Origin of the sequence: Pseudoalteromonas sp. NCIMB 1079 (assembly GCF_040567695.1) — a bacterium.
GTDB classification, from domain to species: domain Bacteria; phylum Pseudomonadota; class Gammaproteobacteria; order Enterobacterales; family Alteromonadaceae; genus Pseudoalteromonas; species Pseudoalteromonas distincta.
In genome coordinates this window covers 733,055-759,594 of record NZ_JBEWZA010000001.1, presented here as the reverse complement: position 1 = coordinate 759,594, position 26,540 = coordinate 733,055, and the positions used below count along the sequence as shown (strand labels likewise).

General features: G+C 39.7%; 27 protein-coding genes and 1 tRNA gene. 12 read left to right on the top strand and 16 right to left on the bottom strand.

Going from position 1 to position 26,540, the window contains the following annotated elements:
* The first annotated feature begins 49 nt into the window (after positions 1–49).
* The 9 genes from prmA to ABX891_RS03500 all read left to right on the top strand — a co-directional run bounded on the left by prmA (position 50) and on the right by ABX891_RS03500 (position 10,419).
* Positions 50–931 carry a 50S ribosomal protein L11 methyltransferase gene (prmA, locus tag ABX891_RS03540; RefSeq protein ID WP_354628920.1) on the top strand — a complete coding sequence of 294 codons (882 nt, stop codon included), beginning with the start codon at positions 50–52 and terminating at the stop codon, positions 929–931.
* A gap of 282 nt (positions 932–1,213) precedes the next feature.
* Positions 1,214–2,185: a tRNA dihydrouridine synthase DusB gene (gene dusB, locus ABX891_RS03535; RefSeq protein WP_024603689.1), complete on the top strand. Its 972-nt coding sequence runs from the start codon at positions 1,214–1,216 to the stop codon at positions 2,183–2,185.
* 19 nt (positions 2,186–2,204) lie between these two features.
* Positions 2,205–2,495: a DNA-binding transcriptional regulator Fis gene (gene fis / locus ABX891_RS03530; RefSeq protein ID WP_002957804.1), complete on the top strand. Its 291-nt coding sequence runs from the start codon at positions 2,205–2,207 to the stop codon at positions 2,493–2,495.
* Between the two features lie 325 nt (positions 2,496–2,820).
* Entirely contained in the window at positions 2,821–4,407 is a 1,587-nt protein-coding gene (gene purH, locus ABX891_RS03525; protein WP_309167707.1) for a bifunctional phosphoribosylaminoimidazolecarboxamide formyltransferase/IMP cyclohydrolase, read from the top strand.
* Between the two features lie 106 nt (positions 4,408–4,513).
* Positions 4,514–5,335: a class I SAM-dependent methyltransferase gene (locus tag ABX891_RS03520; protein WP_182671440.1), complete on the top strand. Its 822-nt coding sequence runs from the start codon at positions 4,514–4,516 to the stop codon at positions 5,333–5,335.
* A 15-nt stretch (positions 5,336–5,350) separates the two neighbouring features.
* Positions 5,351–6,634 carry a phosphoribosylamine--glycine ligase gene (gene purD, locus ABX891_RS03515; RefSeq protein WP_354628919.1) on the top strand — a complete coding sequence of 428 codons (1,284 nt, stop codon included), beginning with the start codon at positions 5,351–5,353 and terminating at the stop codon, positions 6,632–6,634.
* A 112-nt stretch (positions 6,635–6,746) separates the two neighbouring features.
* Positions 6,747–9,287, top strand: coding sequence for an EAL domain-containing protein (locus ABX891_RS03510; RefSeq protein WP_354628918.1), 2,541 nt, complete (start codon positions 6,747–6,749; stop codon positions 9,285–9,287).
* A gap of 22 nt (positions 9,288–9,309) precedes the next feature.
* Positions 9,310–10,119 (top strand): DUF2797 domain-containing protein, encoded by an 810-nt coding sequence (locus ABX891_RS03505; RefSeq protein ID WP_354628917.1) that lies wholly within the window; start codon positions 9,310–9,312, stop codon positions 10,117–10,119.
* Positions 10,120–10,125: 6 nt separating this feature from the next.
* Positions 10,126–10,419 carry a DUF4144 family protein gene (locus tag ABX891_RS03500; RefSeq protein WP_002957811.1) on the top strand — a complete coding sequence of 98 codons (294 nt, stop codon included), beginning with the start codon at positions 10,126–10,128 and terminating at the stop codon, positions 10,417–10,419.
* 13 nt (positions 10,420–10,432) lie between these two features.
* Here the strand turns inward: ABX891_RS03500 and ABX891_RS03495 are convergent, their stop codons facing one another.
* The 6 genes from ABX891_RS03495 to ABX891_RS03470 form a co-directional block, all read right to left on the bottom strand.
* Positions 10,433–11,350: a histone deacetylase family protein gene (locus tag ABX891_RS03495; RefSeq protein ID WP_354628916.1), complete on the bottom strand. Its 918-nt coding sequence runs from the start codon at positions 11,348–11,350 to the stop codon at positions 10,433–10,435.
* Positions 11,351–11,450: 100 nt separating this feature from the next.
* The gene (locus ABX891_RS03490) at positions 11,451–12,992 is read right to left on the bottom strand and encodes a serine hydrolase (protein WP_354628915.1); all 1,542 of its coding nucleotides are present in this window, start codon (positions 12,990–12,992) and stop codon (positions 11,451–11,453) included.
* A gap of 15 nt (positions 12,993–13,007) precedes the next feature.
* Complete coding sequence (locus tag ABX891_RS03485) at positions 13,008–13,502, bottom strand: gamma-glutamylcyclotransferase family protein (RefSeq protein ID WP_182747947.1); 495 nt, start codon at positions 13,500–13,502, stop codon at positions 13,008–13,010.
* Between the two features lie 27 nt (positions 13,503–13,529).
* Entirely contained in the window at positions 13,530–14,168 is a 639-nt protein-coding gene (locus tag ABX891_RS03480; protein ID WP_354628914.1) for a LysE family translocator, read from the bottom strand.
* An 11-nt stretch (positions 14,169–14,179) separates the two neighbouring features.
* Entirely contained in the window at positions 14,180–14,953 is a 774-nt protein-coding gene (locus ABX891_RS03475) for a hypothetical protein (protein WP_354628913.1), read from the bottom strand.
* Between the two features lie 47 nt (positions 14,954–15,000).
* Positions 15,001–15,486, bottom strand: coding sequence for a CreA family protein (locus ABX891_RS03470; protein WP_002957817.1), 486 nt, complete (start codon positions 15,484–15,486; stop codon positions 15,001–15,003).
* Between the two features lie 207 nt (positions 15,487–15,693).
* Between ABX891_RS03470 and ABX891_RS03465 the strand changes: the two genes are divergently transcribed.
* On the top strand, positions 15,694–16,023 hold the full coding sequence (locus tag ABX891_RS03465) for a 5-carboxymethyl-2-hydroxymuconate Delta-isomerase (RefSeq protein WP_002957818.1): 330 nt from the start codon (positions 15,694–15,696) through the stop codon (positions 16,021–16,023).
* Positions 16,024–16,336: 313 nt separating this feature from the next.
* Here ABX891_RS03465 and ABX891_RS03460 read toward each other — a convergent pair.
* The 4 genes from ABX891_RS03460 to ABX891_RS03445 form a co-directional block, all read right to left on the bottom strand.
* Positions 16,337–16,413: transfer RNA gene (locus ABX891_RS03460), tRNA-Ile, on the bottom strand.
* Positions 16,414–16,666: 253 nt separating this feature from the next.
* Complete coding sequence (locus tag ABX891_RS03455; protein WP_081473447.1) at positions 16,667–17,164, bottom strand: hypothetical protein; 498 nt, start codon at positions 17,162–17,164, stop codon at positions 16,667–16,669.
* A gap of 378 nt (positions 17,165–17,542) precedes the next feature.
* Entirely contained in the window at positions 17,543–17,701 is a 159-nt protein-coding gene (locus ABX891_RS03450; RefSeq protein WP_002957822.1) for a YqaE/Pmp3 family membrane protein, read from the bottom strand.
* Between the two features lie 72 nt (positions 17,702–17,773).
* A complete protein-coding gene (locus ABX891_RS03445; RefSeq protein ID WP_007586486.1) occupies positions 17,774–18,340 on the bottom strand; it encodes a BON domain-containing protein in 567 nt (188 codons plus the stop codon).
* 328 nt (positions 18,341–18,668) lie between these two features.
* Between ABX891_RS03445 and ABX891_RS03440 the strand changes: the two genes are divergently transcribed.
* Positions 18,669–19,331, top strand: coding sequence for a LiaF domain-containing protein (locus ABX891_RS03440; protein WP_010553380.1), 663 nt, complete (start codon positions 18,669–18,671; stop codon positions 19,329–19,331).
* A 44-nt stretch (positions 19,332–19,375) separates the two neighbouring features.
* Here the strand turns inward: ABX891_RS03440 and ABX891_RS03435 are convergent, their stop codons facing one another.
* On the bottom strand, positions 19,376–19,792 hold the full coding sequence (locus ABX891_RS03435) for a VOC family protein (protein ID WP_354628912.1): 417 nt from the start codon (positions 19,790–19,792) through the stop codon (positions 19,376–19,378).
* 276 nt (positions 19,793–20,068) lie between these two features.
* Here ABX891_RS03435 and suhB point away from each other — a divergent pair, with 276 nt between their 5' ends.
* Positions 20,069–20,872 (top strand): inositol-1-monophosphatase, encoded by an 804-nt coding sequence (suhB, locus tag ABX891_RS03430; RefSeq protein ID WP_002957826.1) that lies wholly within the window; start codon positions 20,069–20,071, stop codon positions 20,870–20,872.
* A gap of 53 nt (positions 20,873–20,925) precedes the next feature.
* Here suhB and ABX891_RS03425 read toward each other — a convergent pair whose 3' ends face one another.
* From ABX891_RS03425 to tgt, 5 genes are all read right to left on the bottom strand, one after another.
* Positions 20,926–21,735 carry a substrate-binding periplasmic protein gene (locus ABX891_RS03425; RefSeq protein WP_354628911.1) on the bottom strand — a complete coding sequence of 270 codons (810 nt, stop codon included), beginning with the start codon at positions 21,733–21,735 and terminating at the stop codon, positions 20,926–20,928.
* 313 nt (positions 21,736–22,048) lie between these two features.
* Positions 22,049–22,996 (bottom strand): protein translocase subunit SecF, encoded by a 948-nt coding sequence (secF, locus tag ABX891_RS03420; RefSeq protein WP_002957828.1) that lies wholly within the window; start codon positions 22,994–22,996, stop codon positions 22,049–22,051.
* Positions 22,997–23,005: 9 nt separating this feature from the next.
* Positions 23,006–24,865: a protein translocase subunit SecD gene (secD, locus tag ABX891_RS03415; RefSeq protein WP_024605592.1), complete on the bottom strand. Its 1,860-nt coding sequence runs from the start codon at positions 24,863–24,865 to the stop codon at positions 23,006–23,008.
* Positions 24,866–24,884: 19 nt separating this feature from the next.
* The gene (gene yajC / locus ABX891_RS03410; RefSeq protein WP_002957830.1) at positions 24,885–25,220 is read right to left on the bottom strand and encodes a preprotein translocase subunit YajC; all 336 of its coding nucleotides are present in this window, start codon (positions 25,218–25,220) and stop codon (positions 24,885–24,887) included.
* Between the two features lie 25 nt (positions 25,221–25,245).
* Positions 25,246–26,373 (bottom strand): tRNA guanosine(34) transglycosylase Tgt, encoded by a 1,128-nt coding sequence (gene tgt, locus ABX891_RS03405; protein WP_002957831.1) that lies wholly within the window; start codon positions 26,371–26,373, stop codon positions 25,246–25,248.
* Between the last annotated feature and the right edge of the window lie 167 nt (positions 26,374–26,540).

The following is a 26,540-nucleotide window of genomic DNA, read 5'->3' as shown; positions in this document are numbered from 1 at the left end:
ACTAAAAAGGCCGCTATAGCGGCCTTTTTTCTATTTGAAGGAAATAACCATGGCTTGGATCCAAATTCGTATTAATGCCAATTCTGCAACAGCTGATGCCGTAAGCGATCTATTAATGGAAGCGGGTAGCGCTTCAGTAACCTTTATTGACGCAAAAGACACCCCTATTTACGAGCCTAAAATTGGCACCGTTGTGTTCTGGGCTGATACCACAGTTATTGGCTTGTTCGAAGCTAATCATGATATGAACGCAGTCGTTGCGTTATTAAAGCGCCATGATGAGCTAAAAGACAATTTAGTATACAAAATCGAGCAACTTGAAGATAAAGACTGGGAACGTGAATGGATGGATAACTTCCACCCTATTCAATTTGGCGAAAAACTATGGATTTGCCCAAGCTGGCGCGATATTCCTGACCCTGATGCTGTAAATGTATTGCTAGACCCTGGCCTTGCTTTTGGCACGGGCACACATGCAACAACGGCCTTGTGCCTTAAATGGTTAGAAAGCCAAGATCTGACGGGTAAAACGGTTGTTGATTTTGGTTGTGGTTCAGGCATTTTAGGTATTGCAGCTATAAAACTAGGTGCAGAGCGTATGATTGGGATAGATATTGACCCTCAAGCGCTTGAAGCAAGCCTTGATAACGCGAACCGAAATGGTGTTGCAGACAAACTCGAAGTATACCTTCCAGAAAACCAACCTGAGTTTAGTGCAGATATAGTAGTGGCTAATATTTTAGCCCAGCCACTTCGCGAATTACATAGTGTGATTTTAGGGTTATTAAAGCCAGGTGGTAAAATTGCCATGTCGGGTATTTTAGAAGAACAAGCGCAATCGGTTGCTGACATTTATGCACCGTTCATTGAACTAGATGACATTGCCGTTGAAGGTGATTGGACTCGAGTAAGTGGCACTAAAAAAGCGTAATAAATCGAACAATCAAATCTAGAGCATTAACTCAAAACATGCATGTAAAGCCTGTATTTAACAGGCTTTACTATTTTTTTACATATCCAAAAATTTTCTAGTTATCTTGTAAAAAATAAAATCTGTATGAATTTCAAACAAATCAACCTACTTGTCATGTGGTTATCAAATGTCAATACGAAAAGGGCAAAAAAAAGTTACTTTTGTTCAATTTATAGCCTTTGATTTTTGTGAAAAAAACCGTAAACTTAGCGCCCCTTGAAAAGAGGCCTATTGAATATAGTGCGTATCGGTAAATACCAACTTGAGAATAATGTAATTGTCGCGCCAATGGCAGGCATTACAGACAGACCATTTAGACAACTTTGTCGACGCTTAGGTGCGGGCTTAGCTGTGTCTGAAATGCTATCGTCAAATCCTAAGGTTTGGAAAACAGAAAAGTCGATGAACCGTATGGATCACAGCGGTGAGTCGGGTATACGCGCGGTGCAAATTGCAGGAGCAGATCCTGAGCTTATGGCGCAGGCCGCACAATTCAATGTTGCTAATGGTGCACAGATCATAGATATCAATATGGGGTGCCCAGCAAAAAAAGTGAACAAGAAACTCGCAGGCTCTGCCTTATTACAGTTTCCTGAACTTGTGGAAGAGATTATTGATGCAGTCGTTAATGCTGTTGATATACCTGTGACACTTAAAATCCGTACAGGATGGGATCCGGATAACCGTAATGGTGTAGAGATTGCGAGAATAGCTGAACGTTATGGCATTGCATCACTTGCTGTACATGGGCGTACGCGCGCATGTATGTACAAAGGTGATGCTGAGTACGCCACGATTAGGGATATAAAACGTTCAGTGTCGATTCCTGTTGTTGCCAATGGTGATATTACATCACCAGAAAAAGCAAAACAGGTTTTAGACTATACGGGTGCAGATGCCATTATGATTGGCCGAGCCGCCCAAGGTCGCCCTTGGATATTTAGGGAGATAGACCACTATTTGCGAACTGGGGAACATTTACAGCCACCTGCTATTGCAGAGGTGCGCAGTATATTAATGGAGCATTTAACAAACCTCCATATGTTTTACGGTGAGCCAATGGGAGCGCGAATTGCTCGCAAACATGTATCTTGGTATTTGCAAACCCATGACAGTGATGGTCAGTTTAGGCGAGTATTTAATGCGCTCGACAACCCACAGGCACAGGTCGTCGCATTAGAGCAATACTTTAAAACACTAGCAGCTAACTAAGAAAGAAAGAGACTTAATAATGTTCGAACAAAACGTGACTTCTCCATTTATCACTAACCCTCATGTTCAGTCACACGAGAAACCGCAGCCATTGCGTGATGCAGTAAAAAAAGCTGTTCACCACTATTTAAAGCAGCTTAACGGTCAAGATGTGCAAGACGTTTACGACCTTGTTCTTTCAGAGCTAGAAGCGCCATTACTTGAAGAAGTAATGACATATACACGTGGTAACCAAACTCGTGCAGCAATTTTACTAGGTATCAACCGTGGTACTTTACGTAAAAAGCTTAAAAAATACGGCATGAACTAATACCAATTATATTGAAAGCGTAAGTATTCTAACGAGCTAAACAAGCCCATAACGTCGTCAAAAGTTTTTTATGTAGAATAACTACACTGCAAAATTTTTGCCTTGTTATAGACTTGTTTTTCTATCGTTATTACTACTTACTAATCCAATACAACTGGTATTATGCAAAAAAAGCACCTTAGGGTGCTTTTTTTATGCCTACAGTTTATTAACTAAATTGCAAAATGCTCACGCTTATTGAGCCTTTATAAGTCGTTTTTTGAGTAGTAATCAGTTAAAATGCCCGCTTCTAAGCTAGCTCATTAACTGAGGAAATCAAACTACAATGGATACTCATCGTCCCATTCGTCGCGCACTATTAAGTGTGTCTGATAAAACCGGTATTGTTGAATTTGCCCGCGCACTTGAAGCGCAAGGCGTTGATATTTTATCAACTGGCGGCACATGTAAACTACTTGCTGATAACGCCATAAAAGTGACTGAAGTATCAGATCACACAGGCCACCCTGAAATCATGGATGGTCGCGTAAAAACTCTTCACCCAAAAATTCACGGCGGCATATTAGCCCGTCGCGGACAAGATGAAAGCGTAATGGCAGATAACAACATTTCTGCTATCGACATAGTTGTAGTTAACTTATACCCCTTTGCGAATACAGTCGCTCAAGAAAACTGCAGCCTTGAAGATGCCATTGAAAACATTGATATTGGCGGCCCTACAATGGTTCGTGCAGCAGCTAAAAACCACAAAGATGTAACAATCGTGGTAAACGCGAGCGACTACGACCGTGTTATTAGCGAAATGCAAAACAACAATGGTTCAACAACGTACAAAACACGTTTTGATTTAGCGATTGCCGCCTACGAGCACACTGCACAATACGATGGCATGATTGCTAACTACTTCGGTAAAATGGTGCCTGATTACACCGAGGAAGCTGCTGTAGAGACTAAATTCCCACGCACTATCAATATGCAGTTCACTAAAAAGCAAGATATGCGTTACGGTGAAAACTCACATCAAGATGCTGCTTTTTATGTTGAAAGTGACATTGCTGAAGCATCAGTTGCAACAGCAACTCAATTGCAAGGTAAGGCCCTTTCGTTTAACAACATTGCAGATACCGATGCAGCACTTGAATGTGTTAAAGAATTTGACGTACCTGCGTGCGTAATTGTAAAACATGCTAATCCGTGTGGTGTTTCAATTGGCGACAACATTCTACAAGCATACGAGCGCGCTTTTAAAACAGACCCTACATCAGCATTTGGTGGCATTATTGCCTTTAACAGAGAGCTAGATGCAGCAACTGCACAAGCAATTGTTGACCGTCAGTTTGTTGAAGTAATTATTGCACCTAGTATTTCGAGCGACGCTGCAAAAATTGTTGAAGCTAAAAAGAACGTTCGTTTATTAGAATGTGGACAGTGGACAGGTAAAGCAGCTGGCCAAGATATTAAACGCGTTAACGGCGGTATTTTAGTTCAAGACCGCGACTTAGGCATGGTAACGCAAGGCGACTTAAAAGTTGTTTCTAAGCGCCAGCCTTCTGAGCAAGAACTTAAAGATTTACTGTTTTGCTGGAAAGTAGCTAAATTTGTTAAATCAAACGCAATTGTTTATGCCCGTGACGGTATGACCATTGGTGTAGGCGCAGGCCAAATGAGCCGCGTATACTCAGCTAAAATTGCAGGTATAAAAGCCGCCGACGAAAACCTTGAAGTTAAAGGTTCAGTTATGGCGTCTGACGCATTCTTCCCATTCCGTGATGGCATTGACGCAGCCGCAGCCGCTGGCATTACAGCGGTAATTCAGCCTGGTGGCTCAATGCGTGATGAAGAAGTGATTGCAGCTGCTGATGAAGCTGGCATGGCAATGGTACTAACTGGTATGCGCCATTTCCGCCACTAATCACACAAAGGGTTAAACGTTGGTTTAACCCTTTTTGTTTGCTATAAATTCACGTATTCTGATTATTCAATAACCTATTTAAAATTATAATGTGAAGGAACAAACAATGAAATTTGCGCTAAAATCGCTACTTGTAGCCACACTAACAATGACATCGACTATGGCGCTTAGCCATAACCATGAATCAAGCCTTGAACATGCACTTCAATCAAGCGAACGCAATGCTAAAAACAGCGCTCGTGATGAATATCGTCACCCAGCTCAAACACTTGCATTTTTTGGCTTTAAACCAACCATGACAGTTGTTGAAATTGCACCCGGTGGTGGTTGGTATAGTGAAATTTTAGCGCCAGCATTAAAAGAGCAAGGCACTTATTATGCCGCGCACTTTCCTGCTGATTCATCAGTTGGCTACTACCAGCGCTCTCTTGCAGGCTTTAAACAAAAAGTAGCTGAAGATGAGCGCTTTAGTAGCGTTAAAATTACTGAATTTGCACCTGTAACACATTTAGATATTGCGCCAGCTGGCAGTGCCGATATGGTTTTAACATTTCGTAATGTACATAACTGGTATATGGGCAAAGATAAAAGCGGTGCATTAAGTGCATTCCAAGCTTTTTATAAAGCCCTTAAACCAGGTGGTACATTAGGTTTAGTTGAACACCGTTTAGCTGAAGAACGTGCTGATGAAGATCAAAAAACATCAGGTTATATGAAGCAGAGCTACGTAGTAGACCTTGCTGAACAAGCTGGGTTTGAATTAGTAGCAAGCAGTGAAATAAATGCAAATCCAAAAGATACAGCCGATCACCCAAAAGGTGTATGGACGCTACCACCAAGCTTAAGACTCGGCGAACAAGATGCTGACAAATATAAAGCCATTGGTGAAAGCGACCGCATGACGCTGAAATTTAAGAAACCGCTTTAAATAGGAATTTTCGCCATGAATGTTTTAGTCATTGGCAGCGGCGGCCGCGAACACGCACTTGCGTTTAAAGCCGCTCAAAACACCAAAGTAAATACTGTATTTGTAGCCCCTGGTAATGCAGGTACTGCACTTGAACCAAAACTTGAAAACGTAGCAATAAACGTTGACGACTTAGATGGTTTACTTAATTTTGCACAGCAAAATAAGGTAGAGCTTACTATTGTAGGTCCTGAAATACCGTTAGTACTGGGTGTTGTTGATAAGTTTCGTGAACATAACATGGCTATTTTTGGACCAACGGCGGGCGCAGCTCAGCTTGAAGGTTCGAAATCGTTTACTAAAGACTTTTTAGCACGTCATAAAATCCCTACGGGCGATTACCAAACGTTTGAACAAATTGAGCCTGCCCTTGCTTATTTAAAAGAGAAAGGCGCGCCAATTGTTGTAAAAGCAGATGGTTTGGCTGCGGGTAAAGGCGTAATTGTAGCCATGACGGAGGCCGATGCCGAAGAAGCGATTCGCGATATGCTTGCGGGTAATGCTTTTGGCGATGCGGGAAGTCGTGTTGTTATTGAAGAGTTTTTAGACGGTGAAGAAGCGTCTTTCATCGTAATGGTTGATGGTAAAAACGTATTACCATTTGCAACCAGTCAAGATCATAAACGCGCTTACAATGGCGATGCGGGTCCTAACACGGGTGGCATGGGTGCATACTCACCCGCGCCAGTTGTTACTGATGAAATCCACCAGCGTATTATGAACGAAGTGATCTACCCTACGGTAGAAGGCATGGCAAACGAAGGCCATCCGTACACCGGCTTTTTATATGCAGGTTTAATGATTGACGAAACAGGCACCCCTAAAGTAATTGAGTACAATTGTCGCTTTGGCGATCCTGAAACTCAACCAATGATGCTACGTTTGCAATCAGATTTGGTTGAATTGATTGAAGCTGCTAACCGTGTAGAACTTGATAAAACAACAATTGAGTTTGACCCACGCGCAGCCGTTGGTGTTGTACTTGCCGCTAAAGGCTACCCTGGTGATTACCCTAAAGGTGACGCTATTTCGGGGCTAAAAGTGGATTACCCTGCAGGTGAAAAAGTGTTTCATGCGGGTACTAAACAAAGTGGCAATGACGTTGTAACCGCAGGCGGTCGCGTATTATGCGCAACAGCACTTGGTAACACTGTTACGCAAGCGCAGCAACGCGCCTATGAGCTTGTTAAACAAATTAGCTGGGATGGTATGGAATATCGTACAGATATAGCTTACCGTGCTATTGCACGCGAGCAATAGCCTATAATACCTATTCACTGGTATAACCAATTAATTTAACTAAAAAAGCGCAGTTTCCCTGCGCTTTTTTAGTGCTACACTAATTAAAAGGTTTTTTAAAAGTAAATTAACGTTGGAACTAAGAACTTTACGTTACCATGCAATTGCTGTTGCCATACTGATTTTTATATTTTTTATAATCAGTACATTGGCATCAAACCTCGTCGTGCCTACACGATATACAATTGATAAAACGGCTCCAATGTACCTCGATTACGCCTACTATATTGACGAAACCAAAACTAAAACATTCGATACCATCATTAACCAACCTGAATTACTTACTCATCAACCATTTTCAGGTGTTCCATGGAGCTTTAGCCAACAAAATTATTGGTTGTTTCTTGATTTAGAAAATAAAAGTCTTAACAAGCAAAATGTTGTGGCACATTTTGACAACCCTATGGTCGATCACCTTACGGTTTATCGCCTCGATAAAAATAACAAACTAGTTGAAACATACAAACTCGGCGATAAAGAAGAAGCCCTCTCTTTGTTTGAATACAGCGTACCGCATATTCGCTTTTTAGTAGAAAGAAAATCATCACAACGCCTAGTAATAAAAATAGACACAATCGGCATAAGTAAAACACCTGTAAACTTGTATCGTGATAAAGAGTTTATTGACTTAGTGCGATCTCAAACTGGGATCTGGGGTATTTTTGTAGGCGTGCTATTGATGGCTGCGCTTTACAACTTGGTGCTTTATTTTGGTATAAAAGACCGTGTTTATTTAATTTATATTGGCTACATCGTCAGCGCTATTACGCTAATGGGTGCAGTACTGGGCTTTGGTTTTTATTTATGGCCTAAGCAATGGCAGCTCTTTATTCACGAACAAATTGTATTTAGTAATTATGGGGTCGCCTTTTTCACCCTTGCTTTTTGCACCATGTTTTTGCGCTATCATAAAGATAAATGTTGGCGTTACAAAATGAGCATAGCTCTACTTTGGCTAATGTTTACTCTTGCTGTATGTAGCTTGTTTATTCCTGAAAATATAGCGGCTCCTATATTTTTTGGTGTAATGGTACTGCTTTATATTACTTGTATTATTTTAATATATAACAAGTTACGCAGTGGTTTTAGGTGGGCTAAGTTTTATGTTTTATCATGGATACCGCTAATTTTTGGTGCGGCAATTCAGCCTATGGAACTCACTGGTGTTTTACCGTATACCTTTGCAACCCGCCATGCCTTTTTAGTCGCTATTTTGTGTGAAGTTATTTTAATGGCGATGGCATTAGCAGACAGGGTAAGGTATCAGCGAGAACGTGCGCTTTATCATGCCACGCATACACAACAAACACGATTACTTAATAGCTCCAAGCTAAAACAAGCATTTATGGCACTACAAAGCCAAAACCGCTCAACAACGTTGTGTTTAATAAAAATACGTCACTTTAATTCACTCAATACAATTATTACCTCTTCTCAGGGCTACACACTTATGAAGCATATAGCCAAAGAGCTTGAATTAGAACTCAGCCATGAACGTGAATTTACAAACCTCGAAACAGATTTAAACACCAGTCCTCGCTTAGCCGATTTAAGCAGTGGTGTATTTGCCTGTATTTCTACAAAAACACAAAACCAAGAAATGCTAGAAGCACTACTGACTAAAATAATTAGTAGCCTACCAAAACAATATGAAATTAAAGGGCTAAACCTGCAGCTTAGTTACAGTATAGGTATTAGTAGTGCAGGCAAGACTAACGACTTTGAATATTGGTTAAAGCATGGTTATTTAGCGCTTAAAAAAGCAAAAGGTAGCGTTAATCAAGTTGGGTCATCGTCAAACGGTAATAATCTGATGATGGACGTTGCTCTAGCCGCTAAGCTGCAACAAGCAATCAAAACAAATCAACTGGCGCTTTATTACCAACCTCAAATAAACTTATTAAGTAACCACGTAAGTGGTGCTGAAGCTTTATTACGTTGGCCCGACCCAACTTACAGCAACTTATCAATTGAAGAGCTAATAATACTTGCTGAACACACAGGTATTATTAACGAGCTAACACTGTGGGTAATAGAGCAAGCTTGTAAAGACATAGTTGAGCTTACTAAAAATGGCTATAACGAGCACACAATTAGCGTAAATTTAAGTGCTAAAAACTTAACCATAAATAATTTAGCCGAAAAAGTAGAAAATATTTTAATTAAATACCAAGTGCCGGCACACTTACTTAAATTTGAACTAACCGAATCAGCCTTCGTAGATAGTCAAGATGCACTTTTAGAGTTAATTGATGAGTTAACCGCATTAGGTATTAAAGTGGTACTAGATGACTTTGGGACAGGCTACGCGTCACTTAGCTACTTAGTTAATTATCACTTTAGTGAGCTTAAAATAGATAAGTCATTTGTTTTTGATTTGCCTAACAACCCAACTCACCAAGTTATTGTACAAACAGCCATTGATATGGCGCATAACCTCAATTTATCAATAACAATTGAGGGGGTAGAAACCCAAGAAATCCATCACTTGCTCAAAGATATGAACGCTGATTCCGCCCAAGGTTATTTATACGCAAAAGCACTGCCTTACACCGACTATTTACACTTCTTAAAAAGCCAATATAGCTTAAAAATGTTAGACTCCTCTTTTTAACATCTTTAGGGGCCAAGTAAAGATGCAAGGCACACTGCGTAAACTAAAATCGAGCTTAACCGAACCAGTACAATATCACTTACCTGTAGGTGAACACTTAGTAGACTTAAATGCATTTATAGGTAAGGAGCTTACGCTTACCTTTAGTGGCACTATTTTATGTTCTAACTGCGGTAAAAAAACCAAAAAAAGCTATTCTCAAGGTCACTGTTTTGTATGTATGCGCAAGCTTGCTAGTTGCGATATGTGCATAATGAAACCAGAAACCTGCCACTACGATCAAGGCACTTGCCGAGAGCCGCAGTGGGGCGAAGAAAACTGCATGATCCCACACTATGTATATCTCGCTAACACCTCAGGTTTAAAGGTAGGTATTACCCGCCACACACAAATACCGACTCGCTGGGTTGATCAAGGCGCCACTCAGGCATTACCTATTTTTAAAGTGCAAACTCGCCTGCAATCTGGTTTAGTAGAAGTTGCATTGGCTGAATTTATTGCCGACAAAACTAATTGGCGCAATATGCTAAAAGGTCAAAACGACGCAATTGACTTAAAGGCAGCGGCAGCCGAGCTGATCCCACAAATTAGTGAAAAGCTAGACGAGCTCAGTGAATTATTTGGCGCAACAGCAATAGAGCAACTTGATGAAGATGTGGTTGATTTAAACTTTCCAGTAACCGAATACCCAACAAAAATCAGCTCATTTAATTTTGATAAAGACCCTGTTGTAAGTGGTGTTTTACAAGGTATTAAAGGTCAGTACTTAATCTTTGAAAAAGGCGTTATTAATATACGTAAATTTACGTCTTATGAAGTAACCGTAGGCTAACGGGCCATGTTAAACAGCTACCCACAATTATTGGTTATTTATAATGAGCTTGAGATAGCCCATAACCAACAAGAGCAACAAGAGTGCTTGCACAGCGTTACGCAAAGTGAGCTAAGCGATGTGCGAGTACTTAACAAGCAAGGTGACTACCTTAATTTACAAGGCACTGTTTGCCCTAAATTGAATGGCGAGCAACTAGCACAGCTTGTTACAGCTTACTTATTAAATGAAGGACAATGCTGCCTTGGTAAAATCAAAACCCTAAGCACAGCGCAGGCGTTTGATTTACTAGGGCTATAAACACTCTCTTTATTTAAACCTCAGTAAGCACTTTTATATGCGCTACAGCACTGCGACCTAAAGCTGATAGCGCATAGCCACCTTCTAAATACGAAATAACCCCTTTGCAACCGCCCTCTTTAGCAACACCACATAGTTGCTCGGTAAGCCAAATATAGTCATCTTCAACAAATTTTAAGCTTGCCATATCATCTTCTAGGTGAGCATCGAACCCTGCGCTTATAAAAAGTAATTCAGGTTTAAACGCTTTTAATTTTGGTAGCCATTGCCCAGTAAACACCTCTTTTAAATCGTCGCCATTACTGGCAATTGGCAGAGGTGAATTAACTATATGGCTATTATTTTTAACCGCTGTATTTGGATAAAACGGATACTGAAATAACGAACAAAGCAGTACATTTTCGTCATCAATAAAAATATCTTGCGTACCATTACCGTGGTGTACATCAAAATCCGCAATAGCAATGCGCTTAACCCCTTTGCTTTGTGCGTACTTAACAGCAATAGCTAAGTTATTAAACACACAAAACCCAGATGATGAGTTTTTATTAGCGTGATGCCCTGGCGGGCGCACTGAGCAAAAAGCAGCATCGAGTTTATCGGCAAGTATTTCATCAACCGCTAACAATCCTGCACCTACTGCTCGCTCAATCGCTTTAAACGAATCGGGGCACAGCCACGTATCGCCATCTAAATTAGCGAGCCCTTCTGTTGGTAGTGTAGTTTCTACGTGTTTAACTAAAGCTTCATCGTGAGCAAGTAAATAATGCTCACGCTCGGCCTTGGGTGCTTGTAGGTGTGTTAAGCCAACATCTACGCCGCTGGCAAGTAATCGGTCTGTTATGGCATCTAGACGTTCTGGGCACTCGGGGTGGTCGTCTATCATTTTATGCTTACGGCAATGAGGATGAGAAATAACAGCGGTACGCATAAAAAGTCCCTTACAAGGTGTAAAAACTTAATATAGCAAAGCCACCGATGGGTGGCTTTGCGACTTTGGTTTATATCAATACTTTAAATATCAATATTAGCTATTTTGCTTTTAAATGTAGGTTTCTAAAGTCAAAGCTAAAGTCGGTCACTTGTGTTGATACCGCACGCATTTTGGCACTGTTTACACGATTTTGTGAGCTCATTTCAAAACGAATAAACGCATCTGCTTCTAGTAATTTTTCATCCCACTTAACAATAAATGTATTACCAGTGTAATGCTCAAGAGTGCCTTTCAAGCGTTTAGTGTGCGTAAAATCAATGCGTAATTTACCATCTAACTGCTCAATAATTACATCGCCGTACCAATCATCGTGCAATGTTCCGGTGTAATTAATATTTGGTAATTGTGGTTGGTAGTCAGCGGGGGCTTCTGGTTTTGCATTAGCATACGCTTGTTGCTTGCCTTCAAAATGACTTTTAGCTAAATCTTCTACCCAGTCTTTATCTTCAAGTTCAAGTGCATCTTCAAGCACTTCATGGGTTACTGCCGAAAGTGCACCAAAAGCTTGTTGATTAGATAAAATAACAATACCGAGGTTTTTCTCTGGCAATAAAGTAACTTGCGATACCATTCCCAAAATACCACCGCCGTGACCTAGCTTTTTAAAGCCGTGGTAGTCTTCAATGCTCCAGCCTAACCCATAACCCCTAAACTGCTGATGATACGATTCAAACGCACTTTTAGACGCCATAGATGTAATATGTGGGTGCCACATTTGCGCTTGTTGCTTTTCACTAAATAGCTGCTCGCCACTTGGCATTTTACCGCCTGCTAATTGCGTACGAAGCCATTGGCTCATGTCGCTTACACTTGATGCAATGGCGCCTGCACCTCTAAAGTCTTCAAGGTAGTTCACAAAAAAGGGATGAAGCGTGCCATCCATAGGAATATGACCTGTCGCCCAGTTTTTATTACTTTTAGGAATACGTGAAAAGCCCGCGCGTGAGTTATCCATGTGCAGCGGCTGTAATATATTTTTTTCGATGTAATCGTTCCAGCTCATACCCGACACACGTGCAACCACTTCACCAGCGGTAACAAACATCAAGTTGTTATAAGCGTACTTACTACGAAAACTGCTCGCTGGTTTTAAATACTGTAATCCCGCTAAAATTTCATCAACGGGCTTATCCGTGCTTGGCCAAATCATTAAATCTCCTTGCCCAAGCCCAAGTCCACTGCGATGGCTTAATAAGTCACGAATACGCATTTCGCGTGTTACGTACGAATCGTACAATCTAAACTCTGGTAAATGATCAATTACGCGATCATCCCAGCTTAATTTACCTTCATCAACCAACTTTGCCAGTGCCGCAGTAGTGAATGCTTTTGTGTTTGAAGCAATACCAAATAAAGTGTCTTTGTTTACTTTTTTGTTGGTATCGAGATTAGTTACACCAAAGCCTTTAGCAAATATTACTTTATCGTTTTCAACAATGGCAACTGCCATACCGGGTACGTCAAAACGTGCCATTGACGCTTTAATTACGTCGTCAATTTTGTTGGTATCAACTTGTGCCCAGCTGCTAAACGTAGTGCCTGCTAATAGTGCAATTGCGGCAAGTTTGGTTAATTTCATATCAATCCTATTTTATTATTTTTGATGAACTGCAAATTCAATTGCTGCGCGCTCTTGATTGGTGTCGCTTTTTTGTGCGCGATTTAATATGGCATCACTGTATTCTTTTGGTACGCCCGCTTCAAGTGAACCGCGATGAACGTGTTTTATGTACCAATCATATGGGAGTACATTGCTGTCATGGGTATTAGCTATATAACAATGTGCGGCTACAGTCTCACCCGTTAAAAGCGTTGGGGCTATATCTACGCAGTCATAACCTACGCCCTCAATACCATCTAAAATAGCTTTTTCTTCTTCATTGAGCTCATAAATAACGCCGTAAACCAATGCATCTTCTTTATCGCTTGGACAAATACTGCATTTACCTGAGCCATCTTTAAATAGCATATCAAAAGTAAGCTCGTAGCCCTTAAGTACCGCGGTTCCTACACGCTTTACATTGGGCAAGCGCGCTAACAAACGATTAGATGACATATTAGAACCAAACGAAAAATTATATAGCGGCATTTTTATCTCCTGCGCTTTTTGAATAAGTTAAATAACAACACGTACTGCAAGTGCAATTAAAATAATGCCAATTCCACGGTCAAACCAATAACCGCGTTGTTGGAAAAAACCTCTTACATTATCTCGAGAAAGCATCATTGAAAGCATTGAAAACCACGCCCAAGTAGCCAATGCCATGTACACGCCGTAGCCGACCTGTATGTTAGTAGGTGTTGTTGGGCTAATCACGAGTGTAAATAACGACATAAAAAATAACGTGGCTTTTGGGTTTAATGCATTGGTGAAAAAGCCGCGCCTAAAAGCCACCCAAACGGGTTCCTCTTGAATGGTTTTGTTTTCAACATCTTTTACAGCCTCGCCTTCATTACTTGCAGGCGGTTTTGCAGCTCTAAGAGCTTGTACGCCTAAGTAAGCTAAATATGCACCAGCAAGGTACTTAAGCGCCATAAATAAACTAGGCGATTGCGTTAAAATAAGCGCAACACCTAAAACGCAATAGGCAACGTGCAGTAAAATAGCAGCGCCAACACCGGCGCTTGTCCACAATGCATTGCGCCTTCCTTGTTGCACACTTTGCTTAAGTACTACGGCAAAGTCGGGCCCAGGGCTTGCTACTGCAAAAAAATGAGCAATAACAATCAGTAAAAATTCATCTAAGTATTCCACGCAGATCCTTGCTAGTTTGGCGAATAAGCTAATAACAGCGGGTTGGCCGAGTTATTTACCAATGCTTTAATTTCTTTTTGTGCTTTTTTAAACTGGCCACGTAAATGCGGCTTTAAATGCTTTTTAGACACTTTATCGTTTTTAAAGTAACTAATTAGGGCATGCATAAATACCGTATGCGTTTCACTTAACTTAGCTTCACGGTTAGCGTATGGGTTATAGCAAGAGCCACACCCGCCTTTAAACTGATACACCGTATTGCTCATCATCACACCAAACCCTAAAAAACAAGCAAGCGCATCGGCAGCTTGTGGTAAATACTCCCTACCACCAGGCGGCAGCACCCCAACGTGATGAATAAGTATGGTAGCTAGAGTACCTGCATAACTTGCCACTAAATCTTGTGGCTGATTAATCTGGTTAGGATTAAAAGAAATATTAATCGTATGGCTTGGCGGCACAATTAGATGGCTGCCTTCGCCACGTATTTCATTGCTAAATTCAAAGTGTGGAAAAACTTGCGGTTGTAATTGCTGCGGTGCAACTAGTTGGATAGGCCATGCGTTCATACCCGCGTAATTAGTAACGCGGTTAAAAACATTGGTTGCCATCTCTTCAATGCTCGATACCGAATCAGGGAAAAAAGTGGCCGTTGGCAGTATTATTTGAGTGTGCTTTGTAAAAAACTCAGCATCAAAGTTTTCTACAGCCCAAATAAATGTATCAATAAGCCATTGCTGTTCTTGCTGCTCTAATAATGGCTTTGATTTAAATAAAGCTAACATAGTGTGCTCTTTTAGGTTTTAGTTTAGGTGCTTACGTAGGTGCTAACTTAGTCTTTTTGTGTAAGCGCCCAGTCCCACGCTTGAGTATTGTATAGCGGCACTGTTGATAGCGCATGGTGGTGGCTTCCACTGGACTCTTTAGTTGAGTACGATAAGTACAATAAAGTACGATTTTCAGCATCGTAAATACGACGCACTTTTAGTGATTTAAATAATATACTTTTAGATGATTTAAAGATCACTTCGCCCGACTTGCTACGGTCTATTTTTTGTAGCTGCTGCGCTGTAATTGGCCCCGTTTGACGACACGCTATAGACATATCAGAGGGATCAGAAAAGTCCAAATTAGCCTCTATATGACTAATATGACAAGTAACGCCCTCAACAATAGGATCTTGCTGCGAATTCACCACAACATCTTTAGTTGTAAATAACCCAAGGCTTACCGACGCAACATCGTCAGAGCAAGCACTTAACGTAACAATTGCACCTGCAAGTAAAGCTAAACGTTTAAATTTTTGTGGTAATTTCATACTTATCCTTAATTAATATATAGGTAACTTAGTAGATAAGTTACTAAGCGAAGGTTCACCTGTTTGTTTTTATACTAACATCAAAAATAAATACGACTAAATTAGTTTAAAGTAAAGATTTTAGATAGCTCAGGGTTTAGTGACCCCTCTTGTATTTGGTACAATTACCTCTCGCTCATGTAGTAACTCATAATAGGAAACGCCTAAATGCCGCACATTATTATTGAACACTCAGAAGACCTCCCCGTTTTACCTCAAGTACTGGTAGAAAAAATTCATACAACCGCTTTCGAAAGTAACTTGTTTGAATTAGAAACCATAAAAACACGTGCTATTGCTTATCAGCAATATCAACTTGGCGCAGGAAAATCAGGGTTTATACATATCGCGGTACATATTTTGGCAGGACGCTCAATTGAGCAAAAACAAATGTTAAGCGAACTGCTACTTTCATGTTTAAAAACATATTGCAGAGCATCAGACAGTCTAAGCGTAAATATTTACGATATTGAGCATGAGATATACCGTAAAAATTAGTTAACTCTTGTAGTTTTGAGCAATAAAAGTAAACACTAGTAAGTAAAAAGCCCCAATAGGGGCTTTTTTAATTCTGAAATTAAATGCTAAACACTGTCACTTATTAAAGCAAAGCATCTGATCTAACGCTGGAATTTAATAGTACATTCGCACTCTTTCAAATTTAAGAAGGCTTAGCTTAATCTATGGATTTAACTTTATTTAGATTACGCTTATTATTAGGGATAAATAAAGAATAATAAATTGCCCGATATGAAATTAATGCAGCTTTAAATAATTTTAATAGATATTTACTTGGGAAAGTTTGTAAAAGTGGTGGCCCCTCCCAGACTCGAACTGGGGACCTAACGATTATGAGTCGTGTGCTCTAACCAACTGAGCTAAGGGGCCAACTTTATATAACTGCTAGGCAGTTAATTTTTGAGGCGTTCAGTCACAGAGCGACTAAAGCGGGTTGCAGTATAAAAACTTTTTAGGTGCTTGTCACTACCAAAAGCCTTTATTTTAACAACCAACAAGCTAACTGCTTAAATAGTAACCTTTTAAGTGGGCATAAACATAAAATGTAAGATATTTCCCGTGCTATTCACTGCATTAAATTATAAACAAAACCTATCCCATATAGTCTTTTATATTTAACCCTCTACTTTTTAAGCAAAGCTAACATATATGTATAGGCATACAAGGCTGTAAAAAATATGCTGGGGGCTACTGTCAGTGCCAAATTAGGTGTCTGATTAATTACATTCACCATAATTACTAAGCTCGATTGGACAGTAATCGGAATAATAGGCGCAAAAAGTACGCCTGCTATTTTTTTGTTACCTAAATACGATGCGCTAGAGTTAATTGCATTATTGAAGCTTTGTCGTATTGCTACGTTTTGTGGTGTTTTAGAATGAAACATACAAATAATTGGAGTTACAAACGCAAGCGTTACATAACTAGACTTATACTTGTTGACGACCTTTTCTAAAATAAAAGTAAAAAACAGCGTTACAAATCCACTATATAAACCTTGTACTAATGCAGCTTGAAGCGTGACCGATTTAGCAATATCTGCCGAGCTGTTTGCCCAGTAGGCCCAGCTAAAATAAAAAACGAATGACACAACGCCTGACAGTATAAGTCGAATATTCAATTAGCTACCTCAATATGCGTAAAAGTTTGGTGTAATGATAACACTAGAAGTGATGGTGATATTGTCACTAAATAATAGAGTAATTAATCGCGTATTGTAGATATATAAACAAACTAATGTTAAAGATTTCCTAACTGGCATCAATACAGAATCAGAACACTGCAGTTAGTTAGAAAGCTTAATTGAAGTAAACAATGGTTTGGCTGAGGGAATTTTGGGAGTGAGTTACAAGAAATAAATCACTTAGTTTGAGTAAATTAAAAATTAGATTTTGGTAAAAAATATTTACTTTAAAAACTAATATTGTGAGCCGAACAGTACTGAGACACTTGTATCATTAGGCCTCAGTAGTCGGCTTACACAATATATAATCTGTCATTATTTTTTCGCAATAATGTAGATTGCATGTATTAACCCTGGGAAATAACCTAGCAGTGTTAATAAAATATTTAACCAAAAGTGCATACCTAAGCCAACTTGCAAAAACACACCTAATGGCGGTAATAAAACCGAAAGTATTATACGAATAATATCCATGACTAAACTCCATTTAAATTAAGCATTAAAAAGGCGTAAAGCCCAGTGTTAGTGGGCCTTAACTATACTGTATTATTCAGCAACAATAGCTAGTTTATCAACTACGTCACGAACATCTTCAGCATTTTTAGCAATTTTAACTGCTAGTTGTTTTTCAGCTTCAGACTCTACTGAACCGTTCAGAGTTACAATACCGTTGTCGGTATCAACATCAATGTCTGTACCACCTACTTCTGAGTCAAACAGGAAGCGAGTTGTGATTACAGTGGTGATTTTAGCGTCCGTTAGGTCGTTATCATCATCGTCCATCATGTCATTGCTTTTATCTTTGGTATCCATGCTTTTAACAACAGTAAGGCTGTTATCAACATCAGATACACCATCTAGGCTAAGTACAAGTTCTTCCGCTAGCTCTTTATCAAGCTCGCTATTAACTTTACCTGTAAGTACTACTTTGCCATTTTTTACATCAGTGTTAATGTCAAAGTTGTTTAGATTAGTGTTCATAAGTAGAACTGTTTCTGCCTTACCATCAATCCAAGCATCTTTACTTTCGTTTTCCCAGCTGTTTGCTTGGGCACCCATAGCCGTAGTACCAAGAACTAGAGCTGCGATAATAGACTTGTTAAATGTTTTCATAATCTTTCTCCTTTTGATTAAAGACACTTTAACTAATGCGAGCTTTGGGCCAACTTTATTTATACTTAAATTTCAATAGGTTGAGTTTATTTTTGAGTGAGACATTATCTATAGTTGTGTAACTATTTACAGGCTACTCGGTAAAACTTTCTCAAATAGTGAAAATAGCTAGATAATTGCATTTTTGGTTAATCTATCGTTAATATAACAAAATAAAAAACATCATTATAAATTAACCTACTGATAATTAAGGTGATTACATTTGGTGCGTGCTTTGCATATAAACATCAAGAGCAGTATCAATAGTAAATATAATAAGGAATGCCCCATGTCTGTAAAAGTTGAAGACCGCCCAATAGAGCAAGTACGCGAACAAGTGATTGATCAATTAATTTATAATTACAGTCATGGGGTTATTTCTGTTGATGCATTTGAGAGACGACTCGATAGCGCGATGGATGCACCTAATAACGACGCTCTTTTAGCCTTAGTAGAAGACTTAACACTTAATACCGATCAGCAATATAAAGCAGAAAAACAATCGCAATTTAAACCACATTATAGTGCACAGCAGAACAGTGATGATGACTTTACATTACGCAGTATTTTAGGCTCTAACGAACGAAGCGGTCAGTGGGTTGTCCCAAAAAATATATATTTAAGTAACTTTATGGGATCGGTGGTACTTGATTTTACTGATGCCATTTTTGCGCATCAAAATGTAACTATTCACGTTAACTGTATTTTTGGTAGCGATGAGATTTACGTACCAGAGCATGTAAATGTAGTGTCTAAAATGTTTTGTATTTTAAGTAGTCTTGAAAATAAATCTGTGTCGCTTAACAAACGCCAAGGTCCTACTATTCATATTGAAGGAAAGGCAGTTATGGGATCGGTTGAAGTAAAAATAAAGCGCACAATTAAAGAAAAATTTATGAGCTTTGCAAATGAGCTAAAAACCCAGTTTGGCACGGGTAATAATAGCCGCTAACTATAATTGAGTAGCAGCGCTCTAGCGTGCTGCTTGGTATTTTATTATAAATCGTTATTTCGCTCGCTTGGTATGTCACTTAAATACTCTACAAATTCCACCTCAAACCCGGCGGGATCAATAAAGTAGACATTATTTCTGAAAGGATTCTCGCTACCTTGCTTGCTTACTGTAAAACCCACTTTATTTAAGCGCATTACTACTGCGCTTAAATTATTAGTTACATAAGCAAAGTGTGCAAAACCAATTTGATGGCCCGATAAGTTTCTGTTTTCACCCTCACCATGGTCGCTTATCGCAATGTAATGCGTGTCATCTCCAAAGTGTACCCAGCGTCTTGGTTTTCCATGCCAATCGCCTCTGCCCTCACTTCTAATCGACCAATGTGGAAATACAGCGCGATAAAATTTAAGCATACTATCTATATCACTCGCGACTAAGTTTACGTGCTCTAAATACATAATGTTGTCCTATCAATTAAGTTAGGATCACGATAAAACCTCAAGCTAACTTTAGGTAAAGCGTTATTTAAAATTAATTAAATTTAATTAACACACAAAGGAACATAATGACTTATTAATTGCTCATTATTATTTTTTAAAAATATAGACACTTTTCAATCTTGTATAAAAAACAAACATAAGTATTTGGGGTTTATTGTTTACTTTATGTCAAAAGTCGCTAAAATACGCCGGCTGAAATATATAAACGTTCTTTTACAACCCAAAGGTAATACCATGCATCCAATGTTAAACATTGCGGTTCGCGCTGCGCGCAACGCAGGCAAAATTTTACTTCGCGCAAGTGAAGATTTATCAAAAGTTGAAGTGCAACAAAAAGGCGCTAACGACTTAGTAACTAACATTGATAAAGAAGCCGAAGCCGTAATTCGTGACACTATTTTACAGTCTTACCCTACTCACTCAATTGTTGGTGAAGAACTAGGTGAGCATAAAGGCAAGGATGATGATTACCAATGGATTGTAGATCCTATCGATGGAACAACTAACTTCATCAAAGGTATCCCTCATTACGCGGTTTCTATCGCACTTAAAGTTAAAGGTCGTTTAGACCAAGCTGTTATTTATGATCCAATTCGTGGTGAGCTTTTCACTGCATCTCGCGGTCAAGGCACTCAGTTAAACAGTAAACGTCTACGCGTTAGCAAAACTACGGTTCTTGCAGGCACTGTACTTGCTACTGGTTTCCCTTTCAAAAACAAAAACCACATGGATGCATACACTGAAGCGTTTAAAGCATTATTTGTACACACTGCTGATATTCGCCGTGCAGGTTGCTCTGCTTTAGATATGGCATACGTTGCAGCTGGCCGTGTTGATGGATTTTTTGAAATTGGTTTAAAACCTTGGAACTCTGCTGCGGGCGAACTAATGGTTAAAGAAGCGGGCGGTATGGTTGTAGATTTCGCTGGTGGTAATAACTATAACCACAGCGGCAATATTATCTGTGGTTCACCAAAACTGACTCAAGCAATTATTCGCGAAATTCGTCCAGTATTAACTGAGTCGTTACTTCGCTAATTAAATGCTATTAATAGCATACTAAAAAGGAGCCCAGGCTCCTTTTTTTGTGCCTAAAAATAAGGGTTATCTAGCTTCAACTCTACTGTTTTACCTTTTTCGTAAGGTAACGAGTTTAAATCTTTTGCGAAATATTCATCAAATAAAGCATCAAACTCGCCATTTTCTTGCATTATCTCAAGCCCTTTTTTAATTGCCACTGCAAGCTCTGGCTTACTATTTGATACAAAATAATAAAACCCTGTTGGATAACTCATATATAAATTAGGTACTATCACTAGGTTACTTTGTTTATTTGCCGCTAGCTCTGAATTAACCTCGATAAATGAACGTGGGAAGTAATCAATACGCCCTGCACTTGTTAAGGCAAACATAGCCTGATAATTTGCAAACGGCCTTATATGCAGGCCATTAAACGCCATTATTTTTGTATCAGGCCAATCATGACCTTGCACTGCAGAAAGCCTACCTAACTGCTCTAAGCTCGTAATACCTTTAAATCTAGCAATGCTATTCTTACTTGTTAATAGTGCCCTTTTACCTATGTAGCCTTTAAATAATGGGATTTTAATCGCAATAGCTAAAGACTCTCTTTCGGGGCTGCTCATACTCCAGTATAAATCTAAATTTTTTGTATCTAGTGCTATTAAAGTACGTTGTTGATGGGGATGAATTAAAACGGGGTTAATCTCTGCAGGGTATTGTGCGCTCACCAATGCTTTTTCTAATAGCTCGTTAAGGTAGTCGTCACGAGCATATTGCACACGCTGCCCCTGCGCTACATTTACGATATTTACCTCACTCGCTAAAGCGCTGCATACAAACAAACTTACTACGTTAATCAAATACTTTAATGGCAACATAATTATCACCCTAGTTATTATCGGTAGTCTTAACAGTTATTATTGATAGTTTAAATTATCGCGTTATTTAAGCTAAACAGCTTCCAGCGCCTAAATAAAAGATGGCGATATTATGTAACTGTACTTATTAATAACCGCGCTATTAATACTTATCTTAAATACATAGTACGACGTTACACTCATGGCGTGCTCTACAAAGTTAGCACTGTTTATTCATACTTGCACAGTAAAGCTAAAACAATCGTGAGCATAAATATATTACAGGCAATAAAAAACCGCTCAATGAGCGGTTTTTAAAGTAGTTACAAAACCATTACGGCATAGCGTCTTGGTCTGCGCCTTCTTTTTCAATTACTTCTGGTATTAAATCTTCTTTGCTTACGCCCATTGCTATAGCAACAGAGCTTGCAACATAAATCGAAGAATAAGTACCAATAAACACACCAAACAGTAATGCAGTTGCAAAACCATGAATGGTTTGTCCGCCCCATGCAAACAAGGCAATCAATACTAAAATAGTCGTGATTGATGTTACAAGTGTACGGTTAAGTGTTTGCGTAAGTGAAATATCAATAATTTCTATCGTATCGTCAATGCGTACCTTACGGAAGTTTTCACGTATACGGTCTGATACAACAATCGTATCATTGAGTGAATAACCAATTACCGCAAGAATTGCCGCTAATATAGTTAAATCAAACTCTAAACCTAATACCGAAAATAAACCCACAGTAATGATAACATCGTGTAGTAGTGCACCTACCGCACCTACTGCAAAGCGCCATTCAAAACGGAACGCAACATAGATTAAGATACAAATAAGCGCAGTTAACATGGCAAGGCCACCCTGCTCTTTTAAGTCTTCACCTACACTTGGGCCTACAAATTCAATACGGCGCATTACTACGCTGTCGTCTGCTTTTTTAAGTGCATCGATTACTTGGTTACCAATCACCTCAGCTTTTACATCGCTACCGCGTGGTGCTAAGCGAACTAAAATTTCTTGGCTTGAACCAAATAGCTGCACTGATGCATCAGCAAAACCATTATCAGCTAGTGCATCACGCACTTTTTTAAGGTCAGCCGGTTGTGAAAAACCCACTTCTACCGCAGTACCGCCGGTAAAATCTAAACCAAAGTTTAGGCCTTTGATAAAAATTGATGCAAACGACGCTAAAATTAGTAGCGTCGAGAAACCCATAGCCACTTTTCGAAGAGACATGAAACGAAGGGTTCTACTACCCAAACTTAAAATTTGCATGTCTGCTCCTTAAATCGAAAGTTTATCAATGCGTTTACCACCAACAAATAAGTTGATTACCGCACGGGTACCAACGATGGCTGTAAACATTGAAGTTAAAATACCAATCGCAAGTGTCACTGCAAAGCCCGCAATTGGACCAGTGCCCACTGCAAACAGTATAATGGCAGCAATTAGTGTCGTGATGTTGGCATCAAATATAGTGCTAAATGCGCTATCGTAACCAAAATGAATCGCTTGTTGAGGGCTACGGCCATCGGCCAGCTCTTCACGAATACGTTCAAAAATAAGTACGTTAGCATCAACTGCCATACCTACTGTTAATACAATACCGGCAATACCTGGTAGCGTAAGTGTAGCGCCCGGAATTAAAGACATAACACCTACAATTAGTACTAAGTTAGCCGCAAGCGCAAGGTTTGCAACCATACCAAAGCCTTTGTAGTACACAAGCATAAATACAAGTACAAACGCAAAGCCAAGTGCAACCGCAGTCATACCCGCTTCAATATTTTCTTGTCCTAAGCTTGGACCTACTGTGCGCTCTTCAACTATTTGAATTGGCGCTACAAGTGCACCAGCACGAAGTAGTAAGCTTAAGTTATGAGCTTCTGCTGGGTTATCAATGCCGGTAATACGGAACGAGCGATCAAGACGGGCTTGAATCGTTGCTACGTTAATAACTTCTTCAACCTTAATAGGCGGAAGCGCTTTACCGTCTGCATCTTTTTTACCTGATGGCTTGTACTCAATAAATACCGTTGCCATACGCTTACCAATAGCACGTTTGGTAAAGGCATTCATTTTTGCCCCACCTTTGCTATCTAGCGTAATACTCACTTGCGGACGTTGGTATTCATCAGCGCCAGATTGCGCGCCAGTTATATGGCTGCCTTCTAGAATAATACGCTTTTTAAGTACAACAGGGTAACCGTCGCGGCTCATGATCATTTCAGTACCCGCAGGGATACGACCTTGAGCAGCAGCGCTAATATCAGCGTTTTCGTCTACTTCACGAAATTCAAGTGTTGCTGTTGCGCCTAAAATTTCTTTAGCGCGTGCTGTGTCTTGAATACCAGGTAGTTGAACAATAATACGCTCAGCGCCTTGGCGTTGTACGTTAGGTTCTGCAACACCAATTTGGTTGATACGGTTACGAATAATCGTTTCATTTTGCTTGATAGCGTAGTCACGAATCTCTTTGAGTTTTTGCTCACTCATTGTCGCAAAAAATGCTTTATCGTTACTGCTGTCATCAATGTAGACATTTAGCGGGTAGCGAGTTTCTAAGAAGCTCTCTGCTGCATTTTTGTCTGCTTCGGTACGCATTTCTACACGCATACGATCGGAGCCTGCTACGCGGCGAACACTACGATAACGTAGTTTTTCTTCGCGCAGGTCACTACGAAAATCTTGTTCCATTTGCTCAAGCTGGTTATCAACCGCTGTTGCCATGTCGATTTCCATGGTGAAATGTACGCCACCACTTAAATCAAGACCTAGCTTCATAGGGTTACCACCAACTGCTTTTAACCAAGCTGGTTGAGCAGGTGCCATATTAATAGCAGAAATGTAATCATCGCTCAGCGAATCACGAAGTAAGTCATGCGCTTTAAGTTGCTCTTCAACATTTTTTAAACGAACTAAAATTTGTCCATCTTCAAGTATTGTCGATTTAGCGGTTACATTATTTGTTTTAAGGATTGCGTTTACTTTGTCTACAACACTGAGATCGACATCAGCGCCTTTAGCACCTGAAACTTGTATGGCCGGATCGCGACCATACAAGTTTGGAGAGGCATATAAAAGGCCAATGGCTACCACAGCTAAAACAAGTAAATACTTCCAAACTGGAAACTTGTTTAACACGGGGTCGTCCTTATTATTTTTATAGCGACTTCATTGTGCCTTTTGGCAATACTGCAGATACTGCAGATTTTTGTACTGTAACTTCTGCTTGCTCGTTTAAAGAGATAACGATGAAATCTTTCTCTTCAGAAATTTTCACAATTTTACCCACTAAACCGCCTTGGGTAAGTACTTCATCACCTTTAGCCATCATACTCATTAAGCTTTTGTGCTCTTTAACGCGCTTAGCTTGTGGGCGGTAGATTAAAAAGTAAAAAACCAAACCGAAAATAGCTAACATTATTAGCATTTCCCAACCACCGCCTGCCGCAGGTTGACCAGCTGCTGCGTGTGCATTTGAAATAAATAAACTCATGATACTTCCTCTTTAATTTTAAAGTTTAATTTTTTATATCTGCTAACTCTGGCACATCTTGGCCTCGGCGAGCATAAAAATCTTGTACAAATTCTTCTAATTTACCTTCGCTAATTGCATTACGTAAACCTTCCATAACACGTTGATAGTAACGTAAGTTATGAATTGTGTTTAGTCGCGCACCTAAAATTTCGTTACATTTATCAAGGTGATGCAAATAAGCTCGTGAATAGTTTTTACACGTATGGCAATCACACTCAGGGTCAAGTGGCCCTGTATCTGTTTTATGCACTGCGTTACGTATTTTTACTACACCCGTGGTAATAAATAAATGGCCGTTACGCGCATTACGTGTTGGCATAACACAGTCAAACATATCAATACCACGGCGAACCGACTCAACTAAGTCTTCTGGCTTGCCTACACCCATAAGGTAACGAGGCTTGTCTTCTGGCATTTTAAACGCACAATGATCAAGGATATTCATCATTTCGTTTTTAGGCTCACCTACTGATAGGCCGCCTAATGCATAACCGTCAAAACCAATTTCTTCAAGACCAGCTTGTGATTGTGCACGTAATTCTGGGTACATACCACCTTGGATAATACCAAATAAAGCAGATGGATTATCGCCATGCCCTTCTTTTGAGCGCTTAGCCCAACGAAGAGATAACTCCATAGAATCTTTAGCTTCTTTTTCAGTTGCTGGGTATGGCGTACACTCGTCAAAAATCATAACGATGTCTGAGCCTAAGTCGCGCTGTACTTCCATCGACTTTTCAGGCGACATCATAATTTCATCACCATTTACTGGAGATTGAAATAAAACGCCTTCTTCAGTGATTTTGCGCATTGCGCCTAAGCTAAATACTTGAAAACCGCCTGAGTCAGTTAAAATTGGGAAGTCCCAATTCATAAAGTCGTGTAAATCACCATGTTGTTTAATGATCTCAGTACCTGGGCGAAGCATTAAATGAAAGGTATTACCTAAACATATTTGCGCACCAGTGGCTTTAACTTCATCTGGCGTCATACCTTTTACAGTACCGTAAGTACCAACAGGCATAAAAGCAGGTGTTTCTATTACACCACGGTCAAAAATCAAGCGGCCGCGGCGCGCTTTTCCGTCAGTACAATCTAATTCAAATTTCATATCATCCTCAATGTCGGAAAAACAGTCCAACAAGCTATAATTTAACCGCCTGATTCTACCCTTTTTGCCTCACTAATACTATTAGCTGCGATAAATTCAGTTTTGCCAATTGCCGCAAACAAAAACCCCAGCAACTAAGCTGGGGGTTTTAATATATTCGACTGAGT

What these genes read in the sequence shown, in the direction of transcription:
- ABX891_RS03445 (WP_007586486.1), bottom strand. Translation starts at nt 18,340, where the DNA reads ATGAAAACATTTAACAAGTCTATTATCGCAGCTCTAGTTCTTGGTACT.
- ABX891_RS03475 (WP_354628913.1), bottom strand. Translation starts at nt 14,953, where the DNA reads ATGTTAGCTTTATTTAAATCAAAGCCATTATTAGAGCAGCAAGAACAG.
- ABX891_RS03470 (WP_002957817.1), bottom strand. Translation starts at nt 15,486, where the DNA reads ATGAAATTACCACAAAAATTTAAACGTTTAGCTTTACTTGCAGGTGCA.
- ABX891_RS03440 (WP_010553380.1), top strand. Translation starts at nt 18,669, where the DNA reads ATGTCTGTAAAAGTTGAAGACCGCCCAATAGAGCAAGTACGCGAACAA.
- ABX891_RS03505 (WP_354628917.1), top strand. Translation starts at nt 9,310, where the DNA reads ATGCAAGGCACACTGCGTAAACTAAAATCGAGCTTAACCGAACCAGTA.
- yajC (WP_002957830.1), bottom strand. Translation starts at nt 25,220, where the DNA reads ATGAGTTTATTTATTTCAAATGCACACGCAGCAGCTGGTCAACCTGCG.
- ABX891_RS03450 (WP_002957822.1), bottom strand. Translation starts at nt 17,701, where the DNA reads ATGGATATTATTCGTATAATACTTTCGGTTTTATTACCGCCATTAGGT.
- ABX891_RS03490 (WP_354628915.1), bottom strand. Translation starts at nt 12,992, where the DNA reads ATGAAATTAACCAAACTTGCCGCAATTGCACTATTAGCAGGCACTACG.
- tgt (WP_002957831.1), bottom strand. Translation starts at nt 26,373, where the DNA reads ATGAAATTTGAATTAGATTGTACTGACGGAAAAGCGCGCCGCGGCCGC.
- ABX891_RS03485 (WP_182747947.1), bottom strand. Translation starts at nt 13,502, where the DNA reads ATGCCGCTATATAATTTTTCGTTTGGTTCTAATATGTCATCTAATCGT.
- ABX891_RS03500 (WP_002957811.1), top strand. Translation starts at nt 10,126, where the DNA reads ATGTTAAACAGCTACCCACAATTATTGGTTATTTATAATGAGCTTGAG.
- suhB (WP_002957826.1), top strand. Translation starts at nt 20,069, where the DNA reads ATGCATCCAATGTTAAACATTGCGGTTCGCGCTGCGCGCAACGCAGGC.
- ABX891_RS03435 (WP_354628912.1), bottom strand. Translation starts at nt 19,792, where the DNA reads ATGTATTTAGAGCACGTAAACTTAGTCGCGAGTGATATAGATAGTATG.
- purD (WP_354628919.1), top strand. Translation starts at nt 5,351, where the DNA reads ATGAATGTTTTAGTCATTGGCAGCGGCGGCCGCGAACACGCACTTGCG.
- ABX891_RS03495 (WP_354628916.1), bottom strand. Translation starts at nt 11,350, where the DNA reads ATGCGTACCGCTGTTATTTCTCATCCTCATTGCCGTAAGCATAAAATG.
- ABX891_RS03465 (WP_002957818.1), top strand. Translation starts at nt 15,694, where the DNA reads ATGCCGCACATTATTATTGAACACTCAGAAGACCTCCCCGTTTTACCT.
- fis (WP_002957804.1), top strand. Translation starts at nt 2,205, where the DNA reads ATGTTCGAACAAAACGTGACTTCTCCATTTATCACTAACCCTCATGTT.
- prmA (WP_354628920.1), top strand. Translation starts at nt 50, where the DNA reads ATGGCTTGGATCCAAATTCGTATTAATGCCAATTCTGCAACAGCTGAT.
- ABX891_RS03425 (WP_354628911.1), bottom strand. Translation starts at nt 21,735, where the DNA reads ATGTTGCCATTAAAGTATTTGATTAACGTAGTAAGTTTGTTTGTATGC.
- secF (WP_002957828.1), bottom strand. Translation starts at nt 22,996, where the DNA reads ATGCAAATTTTAAGTTTGGGTAGTAGAACCCTTCGTTTCATGTCTCTT.
- ABX891_RS03520 (WP_182671440.1), top strand. Translation starts at nt 4,514, where the DNA reads ATGAAATTTGCGCTAAAATCGCTACTTGTAGCCACACTAACAATGACA.
- purH (WP_309167707.1), top strand. Translation starts at nt 2,821, where the DNA reads ATGGATACTCATCGTCCCATTCGTCGCGCACTATTAAGTGTGTCTGAT.